At 70.2% G+C, this 26,567-nt stretch carries 23 protein-coding genes; 22 read left to right on the top strand and 1 reads right to left on the bottom strand.

Going from position 1 to position 26,567, the window contains the following annotated elements; translation table 11 throughout:
• The 13 genes from Q0L11_RS15920 to Q0L11_RS15860 form a co-directional block, all read left to right on the top strand.
• Window positions 1–437, top strand: a 437-nt coding sequence (locus Q0L11_RS15920; RefSeq protein WP_296598519.1) for a division/cell wall cluster transcriptional repressor MraZ, incomplete at its 5' end; no start/stop codon positions are given.
• Window positions 434–1,369: a 16S rRNA (cytosine(1402)-N(4))-methyltransferase RsmH gene (rsmH, locus tag Q0L11_RS15915; protein ID WP_296598518.1), complete on the top strand. Its 936-nt coding sequence runs from the start codon at window positions 434–436 to the stop codon at window positions 1,367–1,369. The genes Q0L11_RS15920 and rsmH, both read left to right, overlap by 4 nt.
• Window positions 1,366–1,827, top strand: coding sequence for a cell division protein (locus tag Q0L11_RS15910; RefSeq protein WP_296598517.1), 462 nt, complete (start codon window positions 1,366–1,368; stop codon window positions 1,825–1,827). The genes rsmH and Q0L11_RS15910 overlap by 4 nt, the downstream gene beginning before the upstream one ends.
• On the top strand, window positions 1,824–3,581 hold the full coding sequence (locus Q0L11_RS15905; protein WP_296598516.1) for a penicillin-binding protein 2: 1,758 nt from the start codon (window positions 1,824–1,826) through the stop codon (window positions 3,579–3,581). The genes Q0L11_RS15910 and Q0L11_RS15905 overlap by 4 nt, the downstream gene beginning before the upstream one ends.
• The gene (locus Q0L11_RS15900; RefSeq protein ID WP_296598515.1) at window positions 3,578–5,032 is read left to right on the top strand and encodes a UDP-N-acetylmuramoyl-L-alanyl-D-glutamate--2,6-diaminopimelate ligase; all 1,455 of its coding nucleotides are present in this window, start codon (window positions 3,578–3,580) and stop codon (window positions 5,030–5,032) included. Before Q0L11_RS15905 ends, Q0L11_RS15900 begins: the two co-directional genes overlap by 4 nt.
• On the top strand, window positions 5,025–6,431 hold the full coding sequence (gene murF, locus Q0L11_RS15895) for a UDP-N-acetylmuramoyl-tripeptide--D-alanyl-D-alanine ligase (RefSeq protein WP_296598514.1): 1,407 nt from the start codon (window positions 5,025–5,027) through the stop codon (window positions 6,429–6,431). The genes Q0L11_RS15900 and murF overlap by 8 nt, the downstream gene beginning before the upstream one ends.
• Window positions 6,431–7,540, top strand: a complete 1,110-nt coding sequence (gene mraY, locus Q0L11_RS15890; RefSeq protein ID WP_296598512.1) for a phospho-N-acetylmuramoyl-pentapeptide-transferase — start codon at window positions 6,431–6,433, stop codon at window positions 7,538–7,540. The genes murF and mraY overlap by 1 nt, the downstream gene beginning before the upstream one ends.
• 18 nt (window positions 7,541–7,558) lie before the next feature.
• Window positions 7,559–8,974, top strand: coding sequence for a UDP-N-acetylmuramoyl-L-alanine--D-glutamate ligase (gene murD, locus Q0L11_RS15885; RefSeq protein WP_296598509.1), 1,416 nt, complete (start codon window positions 7,559–7,561; stop codon window positions 8,972–8,974).
• On the top strand, window positions 8,971–10,152 hold the full coding sequence (gene ftsW, locus Q0L11_RS15880) for a putative lipid II flippase FtsW (protein WP_296598508.1): 1,182 nt from the start codon (window positions 8,971–8,973) through the stop codon (window positions 10,150–10,152). Before murD ends, ftsW begins: the two co-directional genes overlap by 4 nt.
• The gene (gene murG / locus Q0L11_RS15875) at window positions 10,149–11,246 is read left to right on the top strand and encodes an undecaprenyldiphospho-muramoylpentapeptide beta-N-acetylglucosaminyltransferase (protein WP_296598507.1); all 1,098 of its coding nucleotides are present in this window, start codon (window positions 10,149–10,151) and stop codon (window positions 11,244–11,246) included. Before ftsW ends, murG begins: the two co-directional genes overlap by 4 nt.
• A gap of 44 nt (window positions 11,247–11,290) precedes the next feature.
• Complete coding sequence (gene murC / locus Q0L11_RS15870) at window positions 11,291–12,703, top strand: UDP-N-acetylmuramate--L-alanine ligase (RefSeq protein ID WP_296598505.1); 1,413 nt, start codon at window positions 11,291–11,293, stop codon at window positions 12,701–12,703.
• On the top strand, window positions 12,700–13,608 hold the full coding sequence (gene murB / locus Q0L11_RS15865) for a UDP-N-acetylmuramate dehydrogenase (protein WP_296598504.1): 909 nt from the start codon (window positions 12,700–12,702) through the stop codon (window positions 13,606–13,608). The genes murC and murB overlap by 4 nt, the downstream gene beginning before the upstream one ends.
• Window positions 13,605–14,150 carry a histidine phosphatase family protein gene (locus tag Q0L11_RS15860; RefSeq protein WP_296598503.1) on the top strand — a complete coding sequence of 182 codons (546 nt, stop codon included), beginning with the start codon at window positions 13,605–13,607 and terminating at the stop codon, window positions 14,148–14,150. The genes murB and Q0L11_RS15860 overlap by 4 nt, the downstream gene beginning before the upstream one ends.
• Before the next feature lie 31 nt (window positions 14,151–14,181).
• On the opposite strand, the gene Q0L11_RS15855 is transcribed toward Q0L11_RS15860, so the two are convergent.
• On the bottom strand, window positions 14,182–14,607 hold the full coding sequence (locus tag Q0L11_RS15855) for a PaaI family thioesterase (RefSeq protein ID WP_296598502.1): 426 nt from the start codon (window positions 14,605–14,607) through the stop codon (window positions 14,182–14,184).
• On the opposite strand from Q0L11_RS15855, the gene Q0L11_RS15850 reads away from it, so the two are divergent.
• The 9 genes from Q0L11_RS15850 to Q0L11_RS15810 all read left to right on the top strand — a co-directional run bounded on the left by Q0L11_RS15850 (window position 14,606) and on the right by Q0L11_RS15810 (window position 26,296).
• On the top strand, window positions 14,606–16,087 hold the full coding sequence (locus tag Q0L11_RS15850; protein ID WP_367183438.1) for a M20/M25/M40 family metallo-hydrolase: 1,482 nt from the start codon (window positions 14,606–14,608) through the stop codon (window positions 16,085–16,087). The two genes, Q0L11_RS15855 and Q0L11_RS15850, sit on opposite strands and share 2 nt — an antisense overlap.
• 80 nt (window positions 16,088–16,167) lie before the next feature.
• Complete coding sequence (locus tag Q0L11_RS15845) at window positions 16,168–17,445, top strand: SulP family inorganic anion transporter (RefSeq protein ID WP_296598501.1); 1,278 nt, start codon at window positions 16,168–16,170, stop codon at window positions 17,443–17,445.
• 59 nt (window positions 17,446–17,504) lie between these two features.
• Window positions 17,505–18,482 carry a D-alanine--D-alanine ligase gene (locus tag Q0L11_RS15840; protein WP_296598500.1) on the top strand — a complete coding sequence of 326 codons (978 nt, stop codon included), beginning with the start codon at window positions 17,505–17,507 and terminating at the stop codon, window positions 18,480–18,482.
• The gene (locus Q0L11_RS15835; protein ID WP_296598498.1) at window positions 18,418–19,335 is read left to right on the top strand and encodes a cell division protein FtsQ/DivIB; all 918 of its coding nucleotides are present in this window, start codon (window positions 18,418–18,420) and stop codon (window positions 19,333–19,335) included. The genes Q0L11_RS15840 and Q0L11_RS15835 overlap by 65 nt, the downstream gene beginning before the upstream one ends.
• A gap of 18 nt (window positions 19,336–19,353) precedes the next feature.
• Entirely contained in the window at window positions 19,354–20,712 is a 1,359-nt protein-coding gene (ftsA, locus tag Q0L11_RS15830) for a cell division protein FtsA (protein ID WP_296598497.1), read from the top strand.
• A gap of 142 nt (window positions 20,713–20,854) precedes the next feature.
• Complete coding sequence (locus Q0L11_RS15825; RefSeq protein WP_296598496.1) at window positions 20,855–23,404, top strand: TonB-dependent receptor; 2,550 nt, start codon at window positions 20,855–20,857, stop codon at window positions 23,402–23,404.
• Complete coding sequence (locus tag Q0L11_RS15820) at window positions 23,394–24,440, top strand: phytase (protein ID WP_296598494.1); 1,047 nt, start codon at window positions 23,394–23,396, stop codon at window positions 24,438–24,440. Before Q0L11_RS15825 ends, Q0L11_RS15820 begins: the two co-directional genes overlap by 11 nt.
• Window positions 24,441–24,528: 88 nt before the next feature.
• Window positions 24,529–24,900 carry a BlaI/MecI/CopY family transcriptional regulator gene (locus Q0L11_RS15815; RefSeq protein WP_296598492.1) on the top strand — a complete coding sequence of 124 codons (372 nt, stop codon included), beginning with the start codon at window positions 24,529–24,531 and terminating at the stop codon, window positions 24,898–24,900.
• A complete protein-coding gene (locus tag Q0L11_RS15810; RefSeq protein ID WP_296598491.1) occupies window positions 24,887–26,296 on the top strand; it encodes a M56 family metallopeptidase in 1,410 nt (469 codons plus the stop codon). The genes Q0L11_RS15815 and Q0L11_RS15810 overlap by 14 nt, the downstream gene beginning before the upstream one ends.
• Window positions 26,297–26,567: the final 271 nt, after the last annotated feature.

Below are 26,567 nucleotides of genomic sequence, written 5' to 3'. Positions count from 1 at the left end.
ACGCGAAGCGGCGCATCGTTGTGCCGCAGGAATACCGCGCCGCGCTCTCGGGCCCGGCGGACGGCGTCTTCGTGTTCCCCTCCATCCGATCGGACTGCATCGAGGGCGGCGGCCAGGCCCTGTTCGATCGCTACGGCGCGATGGCCGACGAGCTGGAATTCGGCGACGAACTGCGCGACTCCATCGAGCGCAACGTGTTCGGTGAGATGCAGAAACTGTCCTTCGATACCGCCGGTCGGATCACCCTGCCCGAGGGGCTGTGCGAGCAGTACGGCATCACCGACTGGGTCGCCGTCGTGGGCCTGCGCGATCGCTTCGAGATCTGGGAGCGCGACGCGTATCGGGCGCAGCGGGCTGCCGACCGCGAGCGGGCGCGCACCGGGCTGGCGGAAATGCGGGTGAAGCAGCGCGCCGCCCGCCTTGGAGGCGCGGCATGACCGGCGCTCCACACGTTTCAGTCCTCCTGGACGAGGTCCTCGAAAGCCTGGCGCTGAAGCCGGGCGACCTCGTGGTGGACGGCACCTTCGGCGCGGGCGGTTACACCCGCGCTTTCCTGGCGACGGGAGCGAAGGTCGTGGCCTTTGACCGCGACCCTACGGTCCGTCGCTTCGCTGCGGGATTTCCGGACGACCGCTTCCGCCTGGTGGAAGCGCGATTCTCGGAGATGGACGCAGTGCTGGGCGAGGGCCACGCCGACGGCGTGGCCCTCGACCTCGGCGTGAGCTCGATGCAGCTCGACCAGGCCGAGCGCGGCTTCTCGTTCATGCAGGACGGGCCGCTGGACATGCGGATGGGCGACGCCGGCCCCACGGCCGCCGACCTGGTGAATACCGCCGAGCAGGACGACCTGGCGCGGATCATCTTCGTCTACGGCGAGGAGCGTGAGAGCCGCCGCATCGCCCGCGCGATCGTGCGCCGCCGCGAGGAGCAGCCCTTCACCCGGACGTTGGAGTTGGCCGAGTTCGTCGAGCGGACGCTGGGCGGGCGCCGCGGCGCCAAGATCCATCCGGCCACCCGCACCTTCCAGGGCCTGCGGATCGCGGTGAACGAGGAGTTGGCCGAGCTGGAGGCCGGGCTTGTGTCGGCTGAGCGCGTGCTGAAGGCTGGCGGTCGGCTGGCGGTGGTGACCTTCCACTCGCTGGAAGACCGGATCGTGAAGAACTTCCTGGGCGTCCGCGCCGGCCGCACGCCCGCCGGCTCGCGGCACGCGCCGCCGGCCGCCAAGGGCGCCGAGCCCAGCTTCCGCCTGCTGTTCAACGGCGCCCAGTCGGCCGGTGACGCCGAGGCCAAGGCCAATCCTCGCGCGCGCTCCGCCAAGTTGCGGGCCGCGATCCGCACCGATGCGCCGGTGTGGAAGGAGGCGGCATGAGCGTCTTCACGCGCCGCGTCCGGGGCTTCCGTCTGGTCGACCTGATCGGCGTGGGCCTGCTGGTCACGCTGATCCTGGGCGTGTACCTGGCCAAGACGATCGCCGGCCGCGAACGCGCCGAGATCGCCACCGTCGAGCGCCAGATCAAGGCCGAGCAGGCGCGCATCCGCCTGCTGCAGGCCGAGGTGGCGCACCTGGAGCAGCCCGGCCGCATCGAGCGGCTGTCCGTGACCTACCTGAAGATGGAGCCGGTCACGATCCATCGCGAGGCGACGGCCGACCAGATCATCGACCTCGCCCGCGCCGGTCCGCCGGCGAAGGCCAAGGCCGTGTCCGCCGTCGCGGCCATGGTCAATGGCTCGAACATCACCCCCGGCGTGCCGCCGCCGCCGCCGTTCGAGGCCAACCCTGTTCGGGTGGCCGAGACCGCGCCCGCGCCGGCCGGAGCGGCGCGATGAGCCTCAGCCACGCCTTCGGCCGTTCGGGCCTGCCGCGCTGGCTGATCGAGCGCATCTGGGGCCTGGAGCACGCCTTCGAGCGCGCGCGCGCCTCGGGCAAGGCCGAGGACGACACCCGCCTGCGCATCTTCTTCGTGCTGGCGCTGTTCTCCCTGGGTTTCCTGACGCTGGCGATCGGCGCGACGCGCGCGGCGCTGTTCTCGGACGCGCGCGGCGGCGGGGCGTTGTCGGCCCTGGGCGCCAGCCGGGCGGACCTCGTCGACCGCAACGGCATGCTGCTGGCCGCCGACCTGCTGCACTACGGGCTCTACGTCGACCCGCGCGAGATCTGGGACGTTCCCGAGACCCGCCGCAGCCTCCTGCGCACGCTGCCGAACCTGGAGGCGGAGCGCCTCGACCGGGCGCTGCGCGGCAACCGGCGAATCTTCGTCCTGGGCGCCCTCACGCCGGAAGAGCGCAACCGCGTCCACGAACTGGGCCTGCCGGGCGTCAGCTTCGAGCCCGAGCAGCGCCGCGTCTATCCGCTCGGCCCGTCGGCGGCGCACATCGTCGGTTTCTCCGACGCCGGCGGCGAGGGCATCTCGGGCGCTGAGGCGGCGTTCAACGACGACATCCGCGGCGCTGCGCGCGCCGGGACCCCGGTGCCGCTCTCCATCGACCTGCGGGTGCAGGGCGCGCTGGAGGACGAGCTGTGGAAGGCCGTGGCCGAGTTCACGCCGAAGGGCGCGGTCGGCCTGGTGACCGACATCCAGACCGGCGAGATCCTGGGCATGGCGAGCTGGCCGGCCTTCGATCCCAACAAGCCCGGCAAGGCCGGCGTCTACGCCCAGACCAACCGCGCGGCGGCGACGGTCTACGAGATGGGGTCGACCTTCAAGACGTTCACCGTCGCGACCGGGCTCGACACGGGTGTCGCCACGCCCGAGAGCACCTTCGACGCCCGCACGCCGTTCCACCTGGGCTACCGGATCATCAACGACTACCACGCGGCCCGGAAGATCCTGACCCTGGTCGAGGTGTTCCAGCACTCGTCCAACATCGGCACCGCCAAGCTGGCCGAGGCCATCGGTCCGCAGCGCATGGGCGGGTACTTCAAGGCGCTGGGCCTGACGACGACGGCCAAGGTCGAGCTGATCGAGACCGCGCGGCCGCTGACCCCCAAGGTGTGGGACCAGGACGCCATCGCCTCGGTCTCGTTCGGCCACGGCATCAACGTCACGCCTCTGGCGCTGGCGCGGGCTTATGGCGCGGTGCTGAACGGCGGCACGCTGATCCCGCTGACGATCCACAAGCTGGAACCGGGCGCCAAGGTCACGGGTCCTCGGGTCATGTCCGAGCGCACGTCCCTGCAGATGCTGTCCATCATGCGCGCCAACGTGGCGGGCAAGAGCGGCAGTGGCCGGTCGGCGAACATTCCCGGCCTGTCGGTGGGCGGCAAGACCGGCACCGGCGAGAAGTACGATCCCGCCATTCGGGGCTATAACCACGCTCGTCAGGTATCCTCGTTCGCCGCAGTGTTCCCCACGACGGGCGGACCGGGCACCAAGCGCTACTTCGTGCTGATCCTGCTGGACGAACCGCACGCCTCGGCGAACAGCGCCGGCTACGCTACGGGCGGCTGGGTGGCCGCGCCGGCCGCGGGCCGGGTGATCGAACGCATCGCGCCTTTCCTCGGCGTGCCGCGTCGCGCCGACCTGGGCCAGGCGATTCCGGTAGAGCCGGCGTCGGTCGAAGAGATGGGCGAAGGCCAATGAGCGTTCGCCTGACGAAGCTGGTGAAGCGCGATCTGGGCGTCGATCCCGAGATCACCGGCGTGACGGCGGACAGCCGCAAGGTGAAGCCGGGCTTCCTCTTCGCGGCCCTGCCGGGCTCGAACGCGGACGGTGCGGCCTTCGCCGCCAAGGCCGTAGAGGCGGGCGCCGCTGCGGTGATCGCCGACCAGGACCTGAACCTCTCCGTGCCGACGGTCGTCTGCCGCGACCCGCGCCGCGGCTACGCCCTGGCGGCGGCCAACTTCTGGGGCCGCCAGCCGCAGACCTGCGTGGCCGTCACGGGCACCAACGGCAAGACGTCGGTCGCCAACTTCTGCCGCCAGATGTTCGCCGGCGCGGGCCACGTCTCGGCCAGCATGGGCACGCTGGGTGTTACGGTCTCCAAGCCGGGCGAGGCTGACCTGCAGGTCACGCCGCCCGGCCTGACCACGCCGGACGCGGGCGATGTCGCGGAACTGCTGATGCGGATCAGCCAGCTGGGCGTGACGCACTTCGCCATGGAGGCGTCGTCGCACGGCATCGACCAGCGCCGGCTGGACGGCGTGCGGCTGGCTGCGTCCGGGTTCCTGAACCTGACGCAGGACCACCTCGACTACCATCACACGATGGACGCCTACATGAAGGCGAAGCTGCGCCTGTTCGAGCAGTTGATGCCCCGGGGCGCGACGGCGGTGCTGAACGCCGACAGTGAGGCCTTCCCGTTCTTCGCCGCCGCCTCGGTGGTGTCGGGCCAGCGCGTGATGAGCGTGGGCGAGACGGGACAGGCGCTGAAGCTGATGGAGCGGACGCTGCTGCCCGACGGCCAGCGCCTCAAGATCCGCGCCGACGGCAAGGCCTGGGACGTGCGCCTGCCGCTGGCCGGGGCGTTCCAGGCGTCGAACGCCCTGGTGGCGGCGGGGCTGTGCCGGGCAGCCGGCCTGAGTTTCGAGGAGACCTTCGCCGGCCTGGAGCGGCTGACCGGTGCGCCGGGACGTCTGCAACGGGTCGGCGCGGGGTCGAATGGCGGCGAGGCCTATGTGGACTACGCCCACACGCCGGATGGACTTGAGACCGTGCTCAAGGCCATGCGGCCCCACGCCCGCGGCCGGCTCATCGTGGTGTTCGGCGCCGGCGGCGACCGCGACAAGGGAAAGCGCCCGCTGATGGGCGAGATCGCCGCACGGCTCGCCGACGTGGCCATCGTCACCGACGACAACCCCCGTTCGGAGGTTCCCGCCGCCATTCGCGCCGAGGTGCTGGCCGGCGCGAATGGCGCCAAGGAAATCGGCGACCGCCGCGAGGCCATCCAGGCCGCTGCGGCGATGCTGAAGGATGGCGACATCCTGGTGGTGGCTGGCAAGGGGCACGAGCAGGGGCAGATCGTGGGCGGCGTCGTGCATCCCTTCGATGACGTGCAGGAGACGGCCAAAGCCCTGGAGCTTGTGCATGGCTGACCCGCTCTGGACCTCAGCGGACATTGCGAGGGCGACGGGCGGGGCGGAGAGCGGAAGGTTCACCGCCACCGGAGTCTCCATCGACACCCGCACCCTCGAACCCGGCGACCTGTTCGTGGCCCTGGCCGGCGTGCGCGACGGCCATGAGTTCATCGCCCAGGCCATGGCCAGGGGCGCGGCCGGCGCGCTGGTCTCGCAGGACGTCGATGCGCCGTTCGTGAAGGTCACGGGCGACGTCCTGCTCGCCCTGGAGAAACTGGGTGCGGCGGCGCGCGAGCGGGCGACCAAGGCGCGCCGGGGCGCGGTCACCGGCTCGGTCGGTAAGACCAGCGTCACCCAGGCGATCATGGCCGGCCTGACCCTGGCCGGGCCGGCGCACTCGTCGGTGAAGAGCTACAACAACCACATCGGCGTGCCACTGACCCTGGCGCGGATGCCGGCCGCCACAGAGCGGGCGGTGTTCGAGGTCGGCATGAACCACGCCGACGAGATCAGGCCGCTGACCAAGTTCGTCCGGCCGCATGCCGCGGTCGTGACGACCGTGGGCCCTGTGCACACCGAGAATTTCCCCGACGGCGAGGCGGGCGTGGCGCGCGCCAAGGCCGAGATCTTCGAAGGCCTGGAGCCGGGCGGCGTGGCCGTGCTGAACGCCGACAACCGCTGGTTCGACCTGCTGAAGGCCGAGGCGCTGAAGGCAGGGGCGACGATCCGCACGTTCGGGACCGGCGAGGGCTGCGACGCCCGCCTGATCGACTTCCAGGTTCCGGGCGGCCACGCCGTGGTTCAGGCCCGCCTGCACGGCAAGGCGATGGACTTCCCGATCTTGCAGACCGGCGCCCACTGGGGCCTCAACAGCATGGCGGTGCTGTTGATGCTGGAGGCTTTGGACGTCGACCTGGACAAGAGCCTGGCGGCGATGGGCTCGTTCGAGCCCTTGGCGGGCCGCGGCGCCGAGAGTGCGGTCGTCGTGAGGGGCGGCGCCTTTACGCTGATCGACGAGAGCTACAACGCCAACCCGATCTCGATGGCGTCGGCCATCAAGACCCTGGGCGCGCGGACGACGTCGGGCCGGCGGCTCGTGGCGCTCACCGACATGCTGGAGCTGGGCCCCGAAGCCGTCCGCTTCCATGCCGATCTGGCCGCGCCGCTCGAGGCTGCGTCAATCGACCTCGTCTTCTGCGCCGGTCCTCTGATGAAATCCCTCTGGGACGCCCTTCCGCCGACTCGGCGAGGCGGCTACGCCGAGAATGCTGCCGCCCTCGCGCCGCAGCTCGCACAGGCCGTCGAGGCCGGCGACGTGGTGATGGTGAAGGGGTCGAACGGGTCGAAGGCGGGGCTGATCGCCCAGTCGCTCCTCGCGCTCGGCGCCGGCGATACGGGCCTTGGGGAGGCCGGCTGATGTTCTACTGGCTCTACTTGACCTTCGCGTCGTCCGGCTATGTGCCGATCCTGAACCTCCTCAAGTACCAGACCTTCCGCACGGGCCTGGCGATCTTCACGGCCCAGCTCGTGGTCGTGGCGCTGGGCTCGCGGTTCATCCGCTGGATGAAGGCCAGGCAGGGCAAGGGCCAGCCGATCCGCGCCGAGGGCATCGAGCGGCACGTGATCGAGAAGGCCGGCACCCCCACCATGGGCGGGGTCATGATCCTGGCGGGGCTGTTCGCGGGCACGCTGCTGTGGGCCGACCTGTCCAACGTCTATGTGTGGGCGGTGCTCATCGTCACCGGCGGCTACGGCCTGCTGGGCTTCCTGGACGACTATTCCAAGGTCACTAAACAGACGACGGCGGGCATCTCCGGGCGAGTCCGCTTGGTGCTGGAAGCCGGCATCGCCATGGCGGCGATCGCGCTGATCATCCTGTTCGCCGCCAAGCCGCCCGAGAGTCCGGAACTGCTGACCGCCGTCACCTTCCCGATCTTCAAGCAGCTCTTCCTCGACCTGTCCTGGGGCTACCTGTTCTTCGGCGCCTTCGTGATCGTGGGCGCCGCCAACGCCGTGAACTTCACCGACGGCCTGGACGGCCTGGCGACGGTGCCCGTCATGATCGCCGCCGCCGCCTACGGCCTGATCGCCTACATCGTCGGCAACTACGTCTTCTCGAACTACCTGCAACTCCACTTCGTGCCGGGCGTCGGCGAGCTGGCGGTGTTCTGCGGGGCCCTGATCGGCTCGGGCCTCGGCTTCCTCTGGTACAACGCCCCGCCCGCCAAGATCTTCATGGGCGACACCGGTTCGCTCGCCCTGGGCGGCGCCCTGGGGACTATCGCCGTGGCGACGCGGCACGAAATCGTCCTGGCGATCATCGGCGGCCTGTTCGTCGCCGAACTGTTGTCGGTCGTGGTGCAGGTGACCTCGTTCAGGCTGACGGGGAAGCGCGTGTTCCGCATGGCGCCGGTGCACCACCATTTCGAGAAGCTGGGCTGGTCGGAGAGCACGGTCGTGATCCGCTTCTGGATCGTGGCGGTGATGCTGGCCCTGGTCGGTCTCGCCACCCTGAAGCTCAGGTAGGGAGGCCGCTCGCTTGTCATGATCCCGGTCCGCGGCTTTGAGGGGAAGACCGTCGCCGTGTTCGGCCTGGCCCGCACGGGCCTTGCCGCGGCGCGCGCCCTGATGGCCGGCGGCGCCAAGGTGGCGCTGTGGGACGACAAGCCGGCCACGCGCGAGGCGGCGGTAGGCGAAGGCTTCGAGGTGACCGACCTCACCACCGCCGACTGGTCGCAGTTCGCAGCCCTGATGCTCTCGCCCGGGGTGCCGCTGACGCACCCCAAGCCGCACTGGACGGTGGAGCAGGCCAAGGCCACAGGCGTCGAGATCCTGGGCGACATCGAGCTCTTCGCCCGCACCGTCAACGCCGCGCCCGAGCACAAGCGGCCGAAGATCGTCGCTATTACCGGCACCAACGGCAAGTCGACCACCACCGCCCTGATCGGCCACATCTGTGCGGAGGCGGGCCGCGACACCCGCGTGGGCGGCAACATCGGCACCGGCGTCCTCAGCCTCGACGACATGCACGGCGGCGCGGTCTATGTGCTGGAGCTGTCGTCCTACCAGCTCGACCTGACGTCCAGCCTTCATGCCGATGTCAGCGTGATCCTGAACATCTCGCCCGACCATCTGGAGCGGCACGGCGACATGGAGGGCTATGTCGCGGCCAAGCGCCGAATCCTCGCCAACCAGGGCAAGGGCGATACCGCCGTGATCGGTGTGGACGACGCCTGGGGTCAGCGAATCTGCACCGAGATCACCGCCGCCAACCGCCGCACGATCGTGCCGATCTCGGCCAGCAAGGCCATGAGCCGGGGCGTCTACGCCCTGGATGGCCTGCTCTACGATGCGGCCGGGGAACGCGCGAGCGAGGTCACCGACCTCAAGCAGGCCCGCTCATTGCCGGGTCGCCACAACTGGCAGAACGCAGCCGCCGCCTACGCCGCGGCAAAGGGGCTGGGGATCGACCCGGCCACCATCGCCCGCGCGCTGATGACCTTCCCGGGCCTGGCCCATCGGATGGAGACCATCGCAACGCTGGGCAAGGTCCGCTTCGTCAACGACAGCAAGGCCACGAATGCCGACGCCGCGCGCCAGGCCCTGTCGAGCTACCCGAAAGTCTATTGGATCGCCGGTGGACGGCCGAAGACCGATGGCATCGACGACCTGGCCGATCTCTTCCCGCGGGTGATCAAGGCCTACCTGGTCGGCGAGGCCGCGCCGGCGTTCGCCAAGGTGCTTGAAGGCAAGGCGCCGGCCGTGCAGAGCGGGACCATCGCCGCGGCCGCAGAGGCGGCGTTCAAGGATGCGACCGCATCGGGCAAGGACGCTGTCGTCCTGCTCTCGCCCGCCTGCGCCTCGTTCGATCAGTTCGCCGATTTCGAACAGCGGGGCGATGCGTTCCGCGTCGCCGTCAAGGCGCTCGCCGCCGGCAAGACACCCGAGGGGGCCGCATGACGACCGCACCCACGAGCAACGCGCACGCCTTCGCCCGGTCGGACCGCACGCCGCTGGGCGTGTGGTGGTGGACGGTCGACCGCTGGATGCTGGGCGTCGTCGCCCTGCTGATCGGCATCGGGGTGCTGATGTCGTTCGCCGCCAGCCCGGCGGCCGCGGCGCGGATGAATATCGGCGACCCGTTCCACTTCGCCGTGCGCCAGTGCGTCTTCGCCGGCGCCTCGGCCGTCATCCTGATCGGCGTCTCGATGCTGGACGTGAAGGGCGTTCGCCGCGCCTCGTTCTTCATCTGGCTTTGCGCCATCGCCGTCATGGTGGCGCTACCGTTCATCGGTCACAACGCAAAGGGCGCCACGCGCTGGCTCGAGTTCGGCGGCTTCACGTTCCAGCCGTCGGAATACATGAAGCCGGCGCTGATCATCCTCGTCGCCTGGATGTTCGCCGAGGGCCAGAAGGGGCAGGGGGTGCCCGGCGTCTCCATTGCCTTCGCGCTCTACGCCGTCTCGGTGGGCCTGTTGCTGATCCAGCCCGACGTCGGCCAGACGGTGCTGATCACCATCGCCTTCGGCGCCGCCTTCTGGATGGCCGGCGTGCCGATGAGCTGGGTGATGCTGCTAGGGGCCACGGCGGTAGCGGGGCTCAGTTCCACCTACTTCCTGTTCCCGCACGTTCAGAGCCGGGTCGACCGGTTCCTCAGCCCCGACAAGGCCGACACCCACCAGGTCGACCGCGCGTCGGAGGCCATCGCCGCCGGCGGCTTCTTCGGCCGCGGCCCCGGCGAGGGGGTGATGAAGCGCCACGTGCCCGACCTGCACACCGACTTCATCTATTCCGTCGGCGCCGAGGAATACGGCCTGATCTTCAGCCTGCTGCTGATCTCGCTGTTCGCGTTCGTCGTGGTGCGCGGCCTCTATCGCGCCATGAAGCTGAGCGACCCGTTCGAGCAGGTGGCCGCGGCGGGCCTCTTTGTGCTCGTGGGCCAGCAGGCGATCATCAACGTGGCCGTGAACCTCAACCTTATCCCGACCAAGGGCATGACCCTGCCGTTCATCAGCTATGGCGGCTCGTCGATGCTGGCCATGGGCCTGACCATGGGCCTGGCTCTGGCGCTCACTCGCCGCCGGCCGGGCGCCTACACCCAGACCGAGGGCCTAGCCAAGGCGGGCGCGTTCGCATGACGCGCCGGATCGCCGTCGTCGCCGCCGGGGGTACCGGGGGCCACCTGTTCCCCGCCCAGGCGCTGGCCGAGGCGCTGATCGCCCGCGGCTGGGGGATCGTGCTGGCGTCGGACGAGCGCGTGGCGGGCCTGGCCCAGGACTTCCCGGCGGAGCGGCGGATCGGCCTGTCGGCGGCCACGTTCAAGCCGGGGGACCCGATCGGGATGATGCGGGCGGGCGTCGCTGTCCTACGGGGCGCCATGCAGGCGCGATCGGTGTTCCGGGAGATCAACCCGAACGTGGTGGTCGGCTTCGGCGGCTATCCGTCGGCGCCCGCGCTGGTGGCGGCGATTCTCGACCGCCGCCCGACCGTGATCCATGAACAGAACGCGGTGATGGGCCGGGCGAACCGGTTCCTGGCCCCGCACATCGGCACGATCGCCTGCGCCTTCCCGACGCTGAAGAAGGCCCCTAAGGGCGTCGCCGAGCGGGCCCGCGTGGTGGGCAATCCGGTTCGGCCGCCGATCCGGGCGCTGGCCGAGATCCCCTACATCCCGCCCGAGCCGAACGGCCCGGTGCGCCTGCTGGTCACCGGCGGCAGCCAGGGCGCGCGTCTCCTGTCCGAACTTGTCCCCGAGGCCGTCAAGGCGCTGCCCGAAGACCTGCGCAAGCGGCTGATCGTCCAGCAGCAGACCCGCGCCGAGAGCATGAACACGGCTCGCCGCGCCTACCGCGATGCGCTCGTCGACGCCGAGATCGCGCCCTTCTTCCGCGACATCGCCAGCCGCCTGCGCGACGCCCACCTGGTGATCGGCCGCTCGGGCGCGGGAACGGTCTGCGAGTTCGCGGTGGCGGGGAAGCCGGCCATCCTGGTGCCGCTGGCCATCGCCATCGATGACGACCAGGGCCAGAACGCCAAGCTGCTAGCCGACGCTGGCGGCGCCGAAATCGCCCGCGAGGCCCAGCTCACGGTGGAGAGCCTGGCGAAGGCGCTGACCGTCCTGCTCAACAATCCCGACCGTCTGGCCCGCATGGCCGCGGCGTCGCGCAGCGTCGCCATGCCGGACGCCGCTGAGCGGTTGGCCGATGTGGTCGAGGGCGCCGCGCGGCGTTAGGGGCGCCTCTTCCGTCTCCCGGGGAAGCGTCCTAGGACTGCGGAATGACGCGACGCCCAGTCCCCTTCGAAATCGGCCCCGTGCACTTCATCGGCATCGGCGGCATCGGCATGAGCGGCATCGCCGAGATCATGATGCGCACCGGCTATACGGTGCAGGGCTCGGACGCCAAGGCCAGCGCCAACACCGAGCGGCTGGAGAAGCTGGGCGCGAAGATTTTCGTCGGCCATGACCCGGCCAACGTCGAGGGCGCCTACGCCGTCGTCTATTCGACCGCGGTAAAGGCTGACAATCCCGAGATGGTGGCCGCGCGTGAACGGCGTCTGCCGCTGGTGCGCCGGGCCGAGATGCTGGCCGAGCTGATGAGGCTCCAGTTCTCCGTCGCGGTGGGCGGCACCCACGGCAAGACCACGACCACGTCGATGATCGCCTCGCTGCTGGACGCGGGAGGCCTGGACCCCACGGTGGTGAACGGTGGCATCATCAACGCCTACGGCACCAACGCCAAGGTCGGCTCGGGCGACTGGATCGTCGTGGAGGCCGACGAGAGCGACGGCACGTTCCTGAAGCTCAAGTCCACCTGCGCGGTCGTCACCAACATCGATCCCGAGCACCTGGACCACTACGGCGAGTTCGAGGCCGTGAAGAAGGCGTTCCGGGACTTCGTCGAGAACATCCCGTTCTACGGCTTCGCCGCCATCTGCACCGACCACGCCGAGGTCCAGGCCATGGCCGCGCGCGTCGAAAACCGGCGCCTCGTGACCTACGGCGTCAACCCGCAGGCCGAGGTGCGGGCCGAGAACATCACCATGGGGCCTGACGGGGCGCGCTACGACGCCGTGATCCGGCCGCACGACGCCGCGCCGATGCGCTTCGAGGGGCTGCACCTGCCGATGGCGGGGCACCACAACGTGCTGAACTCCCTCGCGGCGATCGCCGTCGCGCGCGAGCTGGGGCTGGACGAGGCGGCGATCCGAAAGGGCCTGGCCGAGTTCGGCGGGGTGAAGCGGCGCTTCACCACCACGGGGGTGGCGGGCGGCGTGCGCGTCGTCGACGACTACGGCCACCACCCGGTCGAGATCGCCTCGGTGCTGAAGGCGGCCCGAGCGGTCACCGAGGGCAAGGTCGTGGCCGTGGTCCAGCCGCACCGCTACACGCGCCTGCGCGACCTGTTCGACGAGTTCAGCGCCTGTTTCGCCGACGCCGACGTGGTGCTGGTGGCCGATGTCTACGCCGCGGGCGAGCAGCCGATCGAAGGGGTCAGCAAGGACGCGCTCGTCGACGGCCTGCGCCGCTACGGCCACCGGCGCGCACTGACGCTAGGCTCGCCGGCCGAACTGGCGGGACTGGTGAAGGCCGAGACCGGGCCGGGAGACCTGGTCGTCCTGCTGGGCGCGGGCGACATCACGAACTGGGCCTATGCGCTGCCCGGCGAGCTGGAATCTCTCGGCACGTGACCGATTGGCGCGACGACCTGCCGCCCGTCCGCGGCAAGCTGCTGCGGGACGAGCCGCTGGGGCCGTTCACCTGGTTCCGGGTGGGCGGGGCGGCCGAGGCGCTGTTCCTGCCGGCCGACCACGAGGACCTGCGCGACTTCCTGAAGGCGCTGCCGGCCAGCGTGCCGGTGACCATCCTGGGGGTGGGTTCCAACGTCATCATCCGCGACGGCGGGGTCGAGGGCGTGGTGATCCGGCTGGCCGGTCGGGCGTTCGGGACGGTCGAGGCCGACAGTGCGACCCAGCGGATCACCGCGGGTTCGGCGGCGCTGGACGCGGCCGTGGCGCGCGCGGCGGCCAAGGCTGGGATCGCGGGGCTGGAGTTCTACGCCGGCATCCCGGGCTCGGTCGGCGGGGCGCTGACCATGAACGCCGGCTGCTACGGTTCCGAAACTAAGGACGTGCTGGTGTCGGCCTGGGGCTACGACCGCTCCGGGACCCGCAGGGACCTCGCCTTGGCGGACTTCGGCTACACCTATCGCCACTCCGAGGCGCCGGCCGACATCATCTGGGTCGAGGCGACCTACCAGGGACGGCCGGACGATCCGCAGGCGGTCCAGGCCCGGATCGACGAGATCACCCAACGCCGCGAGACCACCCAGCCCATCCGCGAGAAGACCGGCGGCTCAACCTTCAAGAACCCGCCGGGGCACTCCTCCTGGAAACTTGTTGATGAGGCGGGCTGGCGCGGAAAGCCGTATGGTGGGGCGATGTTCTCGACCCTGCACTCGAACTTCATGATCAACACGGGCGAGGCGACGGCCGCGGATCTCGAGGGCCTGGGCGAGGCGGTCCGCGCCGATGTGAAGGCGAAGACGGGCATCGATCTCCACTGGGAGATCAAGCGGATCGGGCGGCCTGCATGATCGCGCCGGCCCTCATCCTGGTGCGGCATGGGCGGCCGGTGATCGACCCCGATATCCCGCCGCCACAGTGGGGCCTGTGTCCAGAGGGGCGTGACGCCGTGACTGCGCTGGCCGCAAAGCTGACCCGTCTCGGGATCAAGGCGGCCATCTCCAGCCCCGAGCCCAAGGCGTTGCAGACGGCCGAGATCATCGGTCAGCGTCTGGGCCTGGCCGTCGAGGTCGAGCATGGCCTGGGCGAGCACAAGCGGCCGCAGGCTTCGTTCGGCACCGAGGCCGAGTTCCAGGCCAACATCGCCCAGATCTTCGCCCATCCCCACGCGCCGGCGCCCGGGGGCGAGAGCGCCGAGCAGGCCTGCGAGCGCCTGGCCGCGGCCCTGGAGCGTCACAAGACCCGGCCGATGGTGGCCGTCACGCACGGGACGGTGCTGAGCTACTACGTGGCGAAGCTCGCGAACTGCGACGCCCACGACCTCTGGCGCAGCCTGCGCACGCCGGACGCCTTCGTGTTCGACGCCGAGGGTGCGCTGATCGAGCGGTTGTAGCCGCCTCTCCCGCGAGGCGCAGCCGGAGGGGTCACGCCGCGAGCGCCTTCTCGCTAGGCACCAGCCGGGCGCTCGCGGTCGCCCGCGCGATCACCGTCCCTGACAGGTCCATCAGCTTGCCTTCAAGAAAAGCGATGCTCTTGCCGGCCTGCACCACCTGGCCTTCGCCGTAGAGCGGCCCCGGCCGCGCGGGGGCCAGGAAGCTCACGTGCATCTCGATCGTCGGGGTGAACAGGCGACCCTCGGAATAGACGAACATCGCCGGGCCCATGGTGTCGTCCAGCATCGCAGCCAGGAACCCGCCCTGGATGAAGCCCGCCGGATTGGTGAACTCGGGCCGGCCCTCGAAGCGGATTCGGATCCAGCCGTCGGCCGGGCGGGCCTCGACCACCTCCCAGCCCAGCGTCTCCGCGCAAGGCGGGCGGGGCAGGGCGTCGAGAGCGGTCGGAACAGGCATGGCGTCTCCTTTTGCGCCTGCCGAACTTGCCGACATCCTGCTGACACCATGGCGGCAGCAGTGGCCCTTGACGGGAATCCCGCCGGATGGGACCGGCATGGCCATGCGCATCCTTTCCCCGCTCGCCTTCGCCGCGGCCCTGGCCGCCGTCTCACCCGCCTTCGCCGCGGACGATCTCGCCGCAGGGGCCGCCGCAGTGCGCGACCGGGCGCTCACGGACAGCACGGCCTGGGACGTCGCCGAGTCCCTAACCTCCGAAGTCGGCGCGCGGATGGTGGGCTCGCCGGCGATGGAGCGGGCCCGAGACTGGGGCGTGGCCAAGCTCAAGGAGCTGGGCTTCGAGAACATCAAGGTCGAGGCCTTCACGACGCCGGCCTGGTCCCGCGGCGCGGAGTCCGCCGAGGTGGTGGGCCCCTGGCCGCACAAGCTGTCGATCCTGGGATTGGGTGGCTCGTCGTCCACGCCCGCCGGCGGGATCACCGCGCCGATCGTGGTCTTCAAGACCTACCAGGCGATGCTGGACCAGCCGCCCGGCGCACTGAAGGGCAAGATTGCCGTCGTCACCCAGTCCATGGGCCGTACCCAGGACGGCTCCAGCTACGGCGCGGTCGGCGTCCAGCGCCGCGCCGGAGCTCCCGAGGCCGCCAAACGGGGGGCTGTGGGCTACCTGATCCGCTCGATCTCCACCGACGACACCCGCCTGCCGCATACGGGCGGCGGCGCGCCCGGCGGCATCCCCGCGGCCGCGCTCTCGACGCCCGACGCCGAGCTGCTCGAGCGGCTGGCCGCGCGGGGCAAACCTGTGATGGTGAAGCTGGACATGCAATCGGCAGCCAATCCGGGCGCCGCCGCCTGGAACATCTCCGGCGAAATCCGCGGCAAGGAGAAGCCCGACGAGGTGATCGTCATCGGCGGCCACCTCGATAGCTGGGATCCCGGCACGGGAGCCATCGACGACGCCGCCGGCATCGCCATCACAACCGCGGCGGCGAAGCTCGCGGCCCAGCCTGGCAAGCCCAAGCGCACCATCCGGGTGGTCATGTGGGGCTCCGAGGAGCAGGGCGGCTCGTCGGGCGCCTATCTCGCCGCGCATCGGGACGAGGTCGGCAAGATCGTGGTCGCTGGCGAGAGCGATGGCGGCGCCGGCCGGATCTGGAGCGTCAGCCTGCCGAAGGCGGGCGCCGACCATGCGGCGATGGTCGCCTTCAAGAGCGCATTGCCCAAGCTGAAGGTGGCGGTCAGCCGCGCCGCACCCGCCGAGGGCGGAGCCGACATCTCGGGTATCATCTCGGCCGGCGCCCCGTTCGTGGACTTCAACCAGGATATGAACCGATACTTCGACCTGCACCACTCGGCCGACGACACCCTCGACAAGATCGATCCGGCGGAACTGGCGCAGAACGTCGCCGTCTGGGCAGCCTTCCTCTACACGGTCGCCAATTCCGACGTCGATTTCCGAACCGCCGCGCCCAAGCCTTAGGGACAGTCGCTGCGACGACGTCGCGCGTGCGGTTTGAGGTCGATCAAGGCTAGAGTGCGTCGACTACGCGACGGATACCCATGCCGAACGGAATCACGACGGCGCACCTTTACCGGCCCAAGCTCTTCACGACGCTGGCCGAGGGCTACGGGCTGGGCGATTTCCGGCGCGACGCCATGGCCGGACTCACGGTCGCGATCCTGGCGCTGCCGCTGTCCATGGCGATCGCCGTCGCCTCGGGCGTCTCGCCGGCGCAGGGCCTCTACACCGCAATCGTGGGCGGTTTCCTTGTCTCGGCCCTGGGCGGCAGCCGCTTCCAGATCGGCGGACCGGCCGGCGCGTTCATCGTCCTGGTCTCGGCGACCGTGGCTAAGTTCGGCGTCCAGGGCCTGGCGGTCACAGTCGTGATGTCGGGCCTGATGTTGGCGCTGGTCGGCGCGCTGCGCCTCGGCCGCTTCATCCGGCATATCCCGCACGCGGTGACGGTCGGCTTCACCTGCGGCATCGCGGTGACGATCTTCGCGAGCCAGATCAAGGATCTCGCCGGGCTCAAGCTCGCGGGCGCCGAGCCGGGACCGGTTCTGCCCAAGCTCGCGGCCCTGTCGCACGCGGCGCCGACCCTCAACCCGGCGGCGCTCGCCCTCGGTCTCGGCGTGGCCGCCATGATCATGCTGATCCGCCGCTGGCGTCCCACGTGGCCGGGCATGCTGTTCGCCGTGGTCGCCGCCACCCTGGTCTCAAGCCTTCTGCACCTGCCGGTGGAGACCATCGGCAGCCGCTTCGGCGGCATCCCGCGCGGCCTGCCCGCCCCACATATTCCCCAGGTCTCGCCGGACATGCTGCTCGCGCTGCTGCCGTCGGCGCTGTCGTTCACGCTGCTGGGCGGCCTGGAGAGCCTGCTGTCCGCGAAGGTGGCCGACAGCATGACCGGGCGGGTGCACCGCTCGAACATGGAGCTGGTGGCGCAGGGGCTGGCCAATATCGGCTCGGCGCTGTTCGGCGGCATGGCGGTGACGGGCACCATCGCTCGGACGGCCACGAACATCCGTGCGGGCGCGCGCAGCCCGGTGGCCGGCGTCCTGCACGCCGTGTTCCTGATGACGTTCATGCTGGTGGCCGCCCCGCTCGCCAGCTACGTGCCGCTCGCGGCGCTGGCCGGGCTGCTGGTGGTCGTGGCCTGGAACATGGCCGAGCGGCGGGAGTTCCTGAGCCTCCTGGGCGACTGGCGCGCCGCGGCGGTGCTGCTGGCGACCTTCGGCCTGACAGTGGTCCACGACCTGATGGCGGGCATCGCCGCCGGATGCGGGCTGGCGGTCCTGTTCTGGGCTGCATCGCGGCTGCACCGAAAGCTGACTTGACCCACGCCCGTGCGTCCGCCACCCGGCAGGAGGTTTCCTCCACCTTCTCCGAGTCGCCCATGACCGCTTCCCTCGCCGGACATCACGTCGCCGTCCTCATGGGGGGGATTTCTTCCGAGCGAGAGGTGAGCCTTGTTTCCGGCAAGGCCTGCGCCGACGCCCTGGAGCGCCTGGGCGCCAGGGTCAGCCGCGTGGACGCCGGCCGCGACATCGCCCAGGTGCTGACGTCCCTGAAGCCGGACGTCTGCTTCAACGCGCTGCACGGCGAGTGGGGCGAGGACGGCGCAGTCCAGGGCGTGCTGGAGACGCTGGCCATCCCCTACACCCACTGCGGGGTGCTGGCGTCGGCGCTGGCCATGGACAAGGCCAAGGCCAAGGCCGTGCTCGCCGCGGCAGGCGTCGCCGTGCCGGGCGGCGGGCTGTTCAACCGATTCGCGGTGGCCGCCGACCACGTCCTGCCGCCGCCCTACGTCGTGAAGCCGAACGCCGAAGGCTCGTCGGTCGGTGTCTTCATCGTCCACGACGGCGCCAATCGCCCGCCGCAGGAGGTGGTGGCCCCCTCGTGGACCTTCGGCGAGGAGGTGATGGTCGAGCCCTACATCCGCGGGATGGAGCTCGCCGTGGGCGTCATGGACGGCAAGGCCATGACCGTTACCGAAATCGTGCCGAAGACCGCCTTCTACGACTATGAGGCCAAGTACGGAGAGGGAGGCTCGGAGCACATCGTGCCGGCTCGAATCCCGTCGCATGTCGCCGAAAAGGCGAAGAAACTCTCCGAGATGGCCCATGCGGCGCTCGGTTGCCGAGGTGTTACCCGGTCGGACCTACGTTATGACGACATTAACGATGTTTTGGTCCTCTTGGAGGTGAACACCCAGCCGGGGATGACGCCCACGTCTCTCGTTCCAGAGCAGGCCGCGGCGGGCGGGGTGGACTTCGACCGCCTGGTGCTTTGGATTACGGAGGACGCTTATGCCCGCGCCGGTGCGGGGGGGATCGCGAGTCGCAGCGAAACCTCGGGCCAAGGGGCCCGCTAGTCCTCAGGCCAAACGCCAACAGGCGAAGGCGGAGGGCGGCGGAAGCGCCCCGCGCCTGACCCCAAGACATATCCTGATGATCGCCGGTGGAGTGCTGACGCTGGCGCTGGGCGTGACCCTGGCCACGGGCGGGCGCGGCGAGCGGATCGCCAGCGCCGTTGGCGCCGGGATCGACGGCAAGTTCGGCGAGGCGGGCTTCCGCCTCCGGGCCGTGCATGTGCAGGGCGCCTCGGCCATGGCGACCGCCGACATCATCCGCGCCGCCGCGGTCCACAAGGACGACCCGCTGCTCGCCATGGACCTGAACGCCCTGCGCGAGCGCGTAGAGAAGGTGGGCTGGGTCAAGGAAGCGCACGTCGTGCGCCTGCTGCCCGACACCCTGGTCATCGCAGTCAAGGAACGCCGCCAGCTCGCGGTGTGGCAGCATGACGGCCGCAGCGTCGTGATCGACGACAAGGGCGAACCGATCCCCGAAGCGGATCCCGGCCGATTCAACACGCTGCCGCTTGTGGTTGGTGCGGGCGGCGCCCAGCACGCCGGTGAGATCCTGCCCGTCCTGGCGCAGCGTCCGAAGCTGATGGCCCGCATGGAAGCCCTCGTACGTGTCGACGACCGCCGCTGGGACCTTCGCATGAAGGACGGTGCTCTTATCCAGCTTCCGGCCGTCGACGAGGAGCAGGCGCTGATGCAGCTTGAGCAGCTCGACCTGCGCTCGCGCATCCTGGAGCTCGGCTTCGAGCGCATCGACCTGCGCAACCCCGACACCATCGCCGTGCGTCCGCGCGCCCCGCAGCCGACACCCGACGCCACGACCACCACCGCCGCCGCCGCCACGCCCACCGAGGGCGTCTAACCCAGATCCCGAGCCGCCATGCTGAAGACCGCCGAACGTCCCGACGCCAAGCCCGCGAAGAAGGCCGAGCCCAAGAACGGGCGTGACGGCCTTAAGGCCGCGCTCGCGCCGCCGAAGATCGTCGCGGCGGTCGATCTCGGCGCGGCCAAGGTGGCCTGCTTCATCATGAAGCCGGACGGTGTCAGGCGCGGCGACCGCACCTTGACGACCTGCGGCGTCGGCTACGTCCAGTCGCGGGGCGTGCGCGGCGGGGCGATCGTCAACCTCGACGAGGCGTCCGAGGCCATCGCCCAGGCGGTGGAGCGGGCGGAGAACGTGGCCGGCGTGAACGTGCAGGGCGTGACGATCGCCACCGCCGGGGGGCTGCTGAGCTCGTCGCGCGTGCAGGGCCGCGTCTCCATCGGGGCCCGGCCCATCGGCGACAACGACCTCGTCCGCGCGATCCAGAACGCCCTGGCCCAGATCAAGCTGCCCGGTCGCCGCGCGATCCACATCCTGCCGGTGGCCTGGGCCGTCGATGGCCAGGGCGGGGTGCGCGATCCGCGCGCGATGTTCGGCAAGACGCTCGGCGTCGAGCTGCTGGTCGTCTCGGTGGCCGAGACGGTTTTCAACACCCTGGGCGCCTGCGTCGAGCGCGCCCACCTGCAGCTCGAAGGCGTGGTCGCCGCGCCGTTCGTCTCCGCGCTCGCCTCCCTCGAAGAGGACGAGATGGACCTTGGCAGCGTCTGCATCGACATGGGCGGCGGCTCGACCTCGGCCTCGGTGTTCCGCGGCGGCTCGCTGGTGCATGTCGAGACCGTGCCGGTGGGCGGCCACCACGTGACCCAGGACATCGCCCGCGGCCTGTCGACGTCCATCGCCGGCGCCGAGCGGATCAAGACGCTGCACGGCTCGGCCATCGCCTCGGCCAATGAGGACCGCGAGATGATCGAGGCCCCGCCGCGTGGCGACGACCCCGGCGCCGGCCCGGTCGTGGCGCCGCGCAGCCTGCTGAAGGGCATCATCGCGCCGCGGGTGGAAGAGACCCTGGAACTGCTGCGCGACCGCCTGAAGGCGGCGGGCGCCCCGATCGAGCCCGGCGCGGGCCTGGTTCTGACGGGCGGCGCGAGCCAACTCGCGGGCGTGCGCGAAGTGGCCGTTCGGGTGTTCGACCGCCCCGTGCGCCTGGGCCGTCCGCGCCGCGTGCCGCACCTAGCCGACGCCGCGTCGGGTCCGGCCTTCACCGCCGCCGCCGGCATCCTGCACCGCGCCGCCTTCGGCCCGCGGGAAGCGGTGTCCGCCAAGCAGCTCTCCTCCACGAAGCTGCGCCGCGAGCCCCTGGATCCCCGCGCCAACCCGGTCGCCAAGGCGGCCCAGTGGCTGCGCGAGAACCTCTGAGCGCCTTCGCTCGACATGACTTGAAAGCCACGCTGCGTCGGTAAGCCGACGTTGGGTGTCGCGTGTCACACTCCCTTCGCATCGCCGTCACTAAAGCTTCGCCCTAGCCGCTTACCGCCACCCGCAGATGGTGGGGGCAGATATGCGACGGACGACGACGAAGACGGTGTTGCTGGCTGGCGTGGGCCTATTGGCGATGGCCGGGGGCGGGAGCGCGCTCGCAGCCGATGGCGGCGGCGCGGCCGAGGTCGAGGAACTGGTGGTCACCAGCCAGCGGGCGGCCGAAGCCAAGGCGGTGGACGCGAAGCGCGAGGCCGACATCGTCGTCGACACGCTCTACGCGACCGACGTGGGAAAGCTGCCTGACCAGAACGTCGCCGAGGCGCTGCGCCGCCTACCCGGCGTCTCGGTCGCCAACGACCAGGGCGAGGGCCGCTACGTGATCGTCAGGGGCGTCAATCCGAACCTGCTGAACGTCACGATCAACGGCGCCACGGCAGCCGTGCCAGAGCCCGAAGGACGGCAGGTGAAGCTGGACGACGTGCCGTCGTCGCTCATCGGCAAGGTCGAGGTGGTCAAGACGCTGACGCCTGACCGTGACGCCAACGCCATCGCGGGCCAAGTTGACATCGGCACGTTGAGCGCCTTCGACCGAACCAAGCCCTTCGTCTACGCTCGGGCCGCCTACGGCCGGTTCGAGATGAACGGCAAGCATCCCTACGAGGGGGACCTGACGGCCGGCGCGCAACTGGCGGACGGCCACTTTGGCGTGGTGGTCTCGGGCAACTATTCGAAGCGGCCGATCGAGTCCGAGAACTTCGGCGCCAGCGGGCCCAGCTTTTCCGTCGTGAATGGGTTCACCGTCCCGAGCCTGGAGGAGCTGCGCGATTACAATCTCGTCCGCAAGCGGCGCGGGCTGACGGCCAATTTCGACTGGCGCCCGTCGGATGAGGTGCAGCTCTACCTGCGCACCCTGTACTCCAAGTTCTCCGACAACGAGACGCGCGATCGCTTCCGGATCGACAACCCGTCATCGTACACGGGCCAGACCGCGACGAGCGGCTCCTTCCGGGGCCGCGGCATCGCCTATGTGCGGTCGCGCCGCGAAGATGACGAGACCAAGACCGCGCTTTTGGGCGGCCGCTTCAAGACGTCGGTGGGCGAACTGACGGCGGAGGTCGGGTACAGCCGGGCCGAGAAACTGGATCCGCTGCGTTCGGAGGTGCAGTTCCGTACGAGTGGCACGGCGCTGACCGTCGCCTACGACGTCTCCAGCCCGCTCTACGTCTTCACGCCTAGCGCCAACTTCTTCGACCCGGCGACCTACACCTCGTTCAACAGCGTCAACTACGACCACCGCAAAGCCGTCGATGAACTGCTGCAGGCGCGCGCCGACCTGGTGATCCCCTTTGCCAGGTTCGGCGATGACTCGTCGCTGAAGGTCGGCGTCAAACTGCTGGACCGCGACAAGACGAACAACCGTGACTTCGAGACTTACACGGGCGGCACGCCGGCCCCGACGCTCGCCGCGGCGGCCCTGACCACCCCGGTCGCGATCTTCGGCGGCCGCTACTCGCTTGGGCCGCGCGTGAACTACGACGCCTTCCAAGCGATGGTGACGGCGAACCCTGGCCTCTTAAAGCTCAATGCGGCGGGATCGGTCGGCAACAGCCTCGTGAACGACTACGAGGCCAGCGAAAAAGTCTACGCCGCCTACGCCATGGCGACGCTGAAGAGTGGTCCGTGGACGGTGATCCCCGGGGTGCGCATCGAGCGCACCGAAGGCGACTACAAGGCCAAGTCGGTCACGGCGGCCTCGACGGTGACCCAGCCCTTCAACGTCAAGGGCGACTTCGGCTACACCGACATCTTCCCAGGCGTGAACGTGCGGTACGACGCTAGCGACGACCTGATACTGCGCGGCGCGGTCACTACATCGATCGGCAGGCCGAACTTCGCCGACCTCGCCCCGTACGTGTCGGTCGATGCTACGGGTACGGGCACAGTGGCCCTGGGCAATCCGGATCTCGACCCGCTGAAGAGCATCAATCTGGATGCGGCGGTCGAATATTACCTGCCCGACCACGGGGTCATCTCCGCAAGCGTGTTCTACAAGGACATCGACGACCCGATCTTCTCAGCGGTGCGCCGGCCGAACGCGGGTGAGACGTTCGCGGGCGTGGCCGCGCCGGCCACGTCGGCGGTGACGCAGGCGGTGAACGCCAGCAAAGCCAAGGTGAAGGGTATTGAGCTGAACGTCTCGACGCCGTTCACCTTCCTGCCAGCGCCCTTCGATGGCCTGGGCGTATCGGCGAACGTCACCCTCATCGATGCTGAGGCCACCGGTGTTCCGGGCCGCACGGGTAAGCTGCCGCTGGCCCTGCAATCGGACAAGACGGCCACGGTGCAACTGTTCTACGAAAAGGCCGGCTTCCAAGCGCGGCTGGCGTGGTCGGCGCGTTCGAAGTACCTGCTGGCGGCCGGCCCGACGTCGGCGGACGACCAGTATGTCGCGGCCTTCGACCAGATCGACGCGCGGGTCGCCTACACCTACGGCCCGGCCACGATCTTCCTCGAGGGGGCGAACCTTGGCGACGAGCCCTACACGATCTTCGTCGGCCAGAAGGACCGGGTCATCGAGCGCGAGCGGTACGACTACACGGTCCGCACGGGGGTGCAGCTTGCGTTCTAGCGCTGCGCTCCTGCTCGCCGCGGCGCTGGCGGGGTGCGCCGGCGCGCCGCCCCCGGGCGGGCCGCGGACCGCCTCTGTCCCGGCCGCGCGGGAGACCGCGGTGGTCGCTTCGGCCGAGGACGCCGCCGACGATCCGGCGATCTGGCGCAATGCGGCGGATCCAGCCGCAAGCCTTATCGTGGCGACGGACAAGAAGGCCGGGCTCTACGTCTACGGCTTGGACGGCAAGGTGCGCTCCCAATTCCCGGCCGGGCGGGTCAACAACGTCGACCTGCGGGGTAACGTGGCCATCGCCGGCGACAGGAGCGTGCTGGTGGGCGCCAGCGACCGCAACGACTTAGCCCACGGCAGGGTCGCGTTCTTCCGGCTGGACACCGCCCAGGGCATCCTGGCGCCCCTCGGCGTGCAGCCGGTGGTTCCGGGGGAGGCCTATGGCTTCTGCTTCTGGCGGCGGGCCTCGGACCAGGCGGTCTTCGCCTTCCTTATCATGAAGGACGGCACGATCGCGCAGGCGCGGGTGGACACAAGCATGGCGACGCCGCGCCTCGAGGTGGTGCGGACGGTGAAGCTTGGGACCCAGTCCGAGGGTTGCGTCGCCGACGATCGCACCGGCGTGCTCTATGTGGCGGAAGAGGACGTGGGCGTATGGAGGCTGGACGCCGACCCTTCGTCCAAGGCGGCGCCGAAGATGTTCGCGCCGGTGGACAACAAGACCCTGTTCGCTGACGCTGAGGGGCTGGCGCTGGCCCCGCGGGGTCGGAACGGCGGCTTCCTGATCGTCTCCAGCCAAGGCGACTCCGCCTATGCCGCCTACCGCCTGTCGGATGGCCGCTTTTGGGGGCGCTTCCGGATCGTGGCCGGCCCGTCCGGCGTGGGCGGGACCAGCGAAACCGACGGCATCGAGATCTCGGTGGAGGACTTCGGTCCCATCTTCCCGCAGGGCCTGATGATCGCCCAGGACGGCGACAACGCCCCGGCCGCACAGAACTTCAAGCTCGTCGACTGGCGCGAGGTGAAGAAGGCGCTGGGCCTCTAAGGCCGACATTGCCGAAAGTTCATCCGGCCTATCCTTGACCTCGTCGACTACGAATGTAGTCATTGCGCATCGATTACGAGCGTAGACGATGCGGATCAGCGCGGCCGAGAGCCTTGTCATGGAAACGTTGTGGCGGCGTCAGCCGCTCACCGCGGAGGAGATCTTCGCCGAGGTGGGCGAGGCGCAGGGCTGGGCCGAGCCCACCCTGAAGACGCTGCTGGGCCGCCTCCTGAAGAAGAACGCCGTCTCCGCCCAGAAGGACGGTCGCCGCTATCTCTACCGGCCGCTGGTGGCCCGCGCCGACTATGTGGAGGCCGAGAGCCAGGGCTTGCTGGACCGGCTGTTCGATGGCCGCCTGGCGCCGCTGGTCAGCCACTTCTCCGAGCGCCAGCGGCTCACTCCTGAAGACATTGCGGACCTGAAGCGCCTGATTGCGGAGCTCGACGATGACGGCAAGTGACCTGCTACTGCTCGTGGTCCGCGCCAACCTGGTGGCGGCCGCCGCCATCGGCCTGATCCTGGCGCTGCGACCGGTCATGACCCGGCGGTTCGACCCGCGGGTGACGTACGCGTTGTGGGCGCTGGCGCCGCTGGCGGTGATGGCCAGTCTGCTGCCGGCGCGCCGCGTCGTGATCGCCGCCGGCTCGATGGCCAGCCGCATCGCCGAGAACCAGGCGTCCGCGCTGCCGCCGCCGGCCCTGGTCCCCAAGGCGGTCAGCCTTGCGGCGCCGCTGTTCGACCCGGTCCCGTGGCTGGTCGGCGCCTGGGCGCTGGGGGCGCTCCTCTCTCTCGGATTGCTGGCCTGGCGCCAGTACAGCTTCGGCCGTTCGCTGGGGACGCTGCGGCGCGAGGCGGGGGTCTATCGGTCGGAGGCCCGGGGCGTCGGCCCGGCGGTGGTCGGCGCGCTGCGGCCGCGCATCGTGGTGCCCGCCGATTTCGAGGCGCGGTTCGAGCCGGAGGAGCGCGACGTGGTGTTGGCGCACGAGCAGGCGCACTTCCGCCGCGGCGATCCGCTGGCGAACGCGATGCTGGCTCTGGGGCAGTGCCTGTTCTGGCTGAACCCGCTCGTACACGTCGCGGCTCATTACGTGCGGCTGGACCAGGAACTGGCCTGCGACGCGGCGGTGATCGCCCGTTTCCCCGGCGCGCGGAAGCGCTACGCCGAGGCGATGCTGAAGACCCAACTGGCGCCCATGGCCGCGCCGCTGGCGTGCTACTGGCCGGGACGTTCGGCGCACCCGATGAAGCATCGCATCGCCATGCTGAAGGCCGCGCCTGCGGCAGGTCCGCGTCGAACCGCCGGCCTCGCTCTGGTGGGCGTGCTGAGCCTCGGCGTCGGGCTCGCCGCCTGGGCCGCGCAGCCCGCGCGGATCGAGACCCGGCGGGTGACGATCACTGGGCCGGCGCCTGCCGAGGTGGAGGCCGCCCGACGCCGGGCCGACGCCGCCGCGGTCGAGGCCGAGGCCCAGCGCCGCTCCGCGGCCGAGGCCCACGCCGCCGCAGAGGCGGAGCGTCGACAGGTCGAACGCCAGCGCGTCGCGACGGATTGGGAGGTGCGGGCCGGCGAGCGGTCGGCCCGCCTGGCGGAGATCCGACGGGCGATGGCCGAGCAGCGCCGCGCCGAGGCGGATGCGCGGGCGGGGCTGGCGGAACAGTCGGCCGTGGCCGCGGAGCAGGCTCGGGTCGAGAGCGAAGTCGCGCGGGTCGCTGCCGAGCAGGCGAGGGTGGCGGTCGAGAGCGCCCTGAGGGACAGCCGCGCGTCCATGCGGATCGCCGACCAGACGCGCGCGGCGGTCACCTCCGCCGTGCTGAGCGCGGTGGGCGACGAGCTCAGCCGGCAGGGCGTCGCGCGCTAGCTCGGCGTTCGGGCGTCGCGCGCTAGCTCGGCGTTCGGGCGTCCATCCACAGCCTAATGTAGGCCCGAGGGGCCGGCAGGACCTCTGCGTGCGTTCGCGGCCTTGACCCGAGCGCGCCCAACCCCGAGTCGAGATGCCGCAGCGTTACTGTTGATTCGCCCCGTCTCCACTCGGGGACAAGGCGGAAAAACACGTTTGGCTAAGCTCGACGACCTTCCGACTCAGAGTATGCGATTAACACTCGATTAAGGGTGTCGGCGCGTACTTAACG

Origin of the sequence: Phenylobacterium sp. (genome assembly GCF_024508875.1) — a bacterium.
Classification (GTDB): Bacteria; Pseudomonadota; Alphaproteobacteria; order Caulobacterales; family Caulobacteraceae; genus Phenylobacterium.
This window is presented reverse-complemented; position numbering and strand designations above follow the sequence as displayed.

Excerpts from the sequence above, each read along its gene's own strand:
- rsmH (WP_296598518.1), top strand. The coding sequence starts at position 434 with ATGACCGGCGCTCCACACGTTTCAGTCCTCCTGGACGAGGTCCTCGAA.
- Q0L11_RS15910 (WP_296598517.1), top strand. The coding sequence starts at position 1,366 with ATGAGCGTCTTCACGCGCCGCGTCCGGGGCTTCCGTCTGGTCGACCTG.
- Q0L11_RS15905 (WP_296598516.1), top strand. The coding sequence starts at position 1,824 with ATGAGCCTCAGCCACGCCTTCGGCCGTTCGGGCCTGCCGCGCTGGCTG.
- Q0L11_RS15900 (WP_296598515.1), top strand. The coding sequence starts at position 3,578 with ATGAGCGTTCGCCTGACGAAGCTGGTGAAGCGCGATCTGGGCGTCGAT.
- murF (WP_296598514.1), top strand. The coding sequence starts at position 5,025 with ATGGCTGACCCGCTCTGGACCTCAGCGGACATTGCGAGGGCGACGGGC.
- mraY (WP_296598512.1), top strand. The coding sequence starts at position 6,431 with ATGTTCTACTGGCTCTACTTGACCTTCGCGTCGTCCGGCTATGTGCCG.
- murD (WP_296598509.1), top strand. The coding sequence starts at position 7,559 with ATGATCCCGGTCCGCGGCTTTGAGGGGAAGACCGTCGCCGTGTTCGGC.
- ftsW (WP_296598508.1), top strand. The coding sequence starts at position 8,971 with ATGACGACCGCACCCACGAGCAACGCGCACGCCTTCGCCCGGTCGGAC.
- murG (WP_296598507.1), top strand. The coding sequence starts at position 10,149 with ATGACGCGCCGGATCGCCGTCGTCGCCGCCGGGGGTACCGGGGGCCAC.
- murC (WP_296598505.1), top strand. The coding sequence starts at position 11,291 with ATGACGCGACGCCCAGTCCCCTTCGAAATCGGCCCCGTGCACTTCATC.
- Q0L11_RS15860 (WP_296598503.1), top strand. The coding sequence starts at position 13,605 with ATGATCGCGCCGGCCCTCATCCTGGTGCGGCATGGGCGGCCGGTGATC.
- Q0L11_RS15850 (WP_367183438.1), top strand. The coding sequence starts at position 14,606 with ATGGCGTCTCCTTTTGCGCCTGCCGAACTTGCCGACATCCTGCTGACA.
- Q0L11_RS15855 (WP_296598502.1), bottom strand. The coding sequence starts at position 14,607 with ATGCCTGTTCCGACCGCTCTCGACGCCCTGCCCCGCCCGCCTTGCGCG.
- Q0L11_RS15845 (WP_296598501.1), top strand. The coding sequence starts at position 16,168 with ATGCCGAACGGAATCACGACGGCGCACCTTTACCGGCCCAAGCTCTTC.
- Q0L11_RS15840 (WP_296598500.1), top strand. The coding sequence starts at position 17,505 with ATGACCGCTTCCCTCGCCGGACATCACGTCGCCGTCCTCATGGGGGGG.
- Q0L11_RS15835 (WP_296598498.1), top strand. The coding sequence starts at position 18,418 with ATGCCCGCGCCGGTGCGGGGGGGATCGCGAGTCGCAGCGAAACCTCGG.
- ftsA (WP_296598497.1), top strand. The coding sequence starts at position 19,354 with ATGCTGAAGACCGCCGAACGTCCCGACGCCAAGCCCGCGAAGAAGGCC.
- Q0L11_RS15825 (WP_296598496.1), top strand. The coding sequence starts at position 20,855 with ATGCGACGGACGACGACGAAGACGGTGTTGCTGGCTGGCGTGGGCCTA.
- Q0L11_RS15815 (WP_296598492.1), top strand. The coding sequence starts at position 24,529 with ATGCGGATCAGCGCGGCCGAGAGCCTTGTCATGGAAACGTTGTGGCGG.
- Q0L11_RS15810 (WP_296598491.1), top strand. The coding sequence starts at position 24,887 with ATGACGGCAAGTGACCTGCTACTGCTCGTGGTCCGCGCCAACCTGGTG.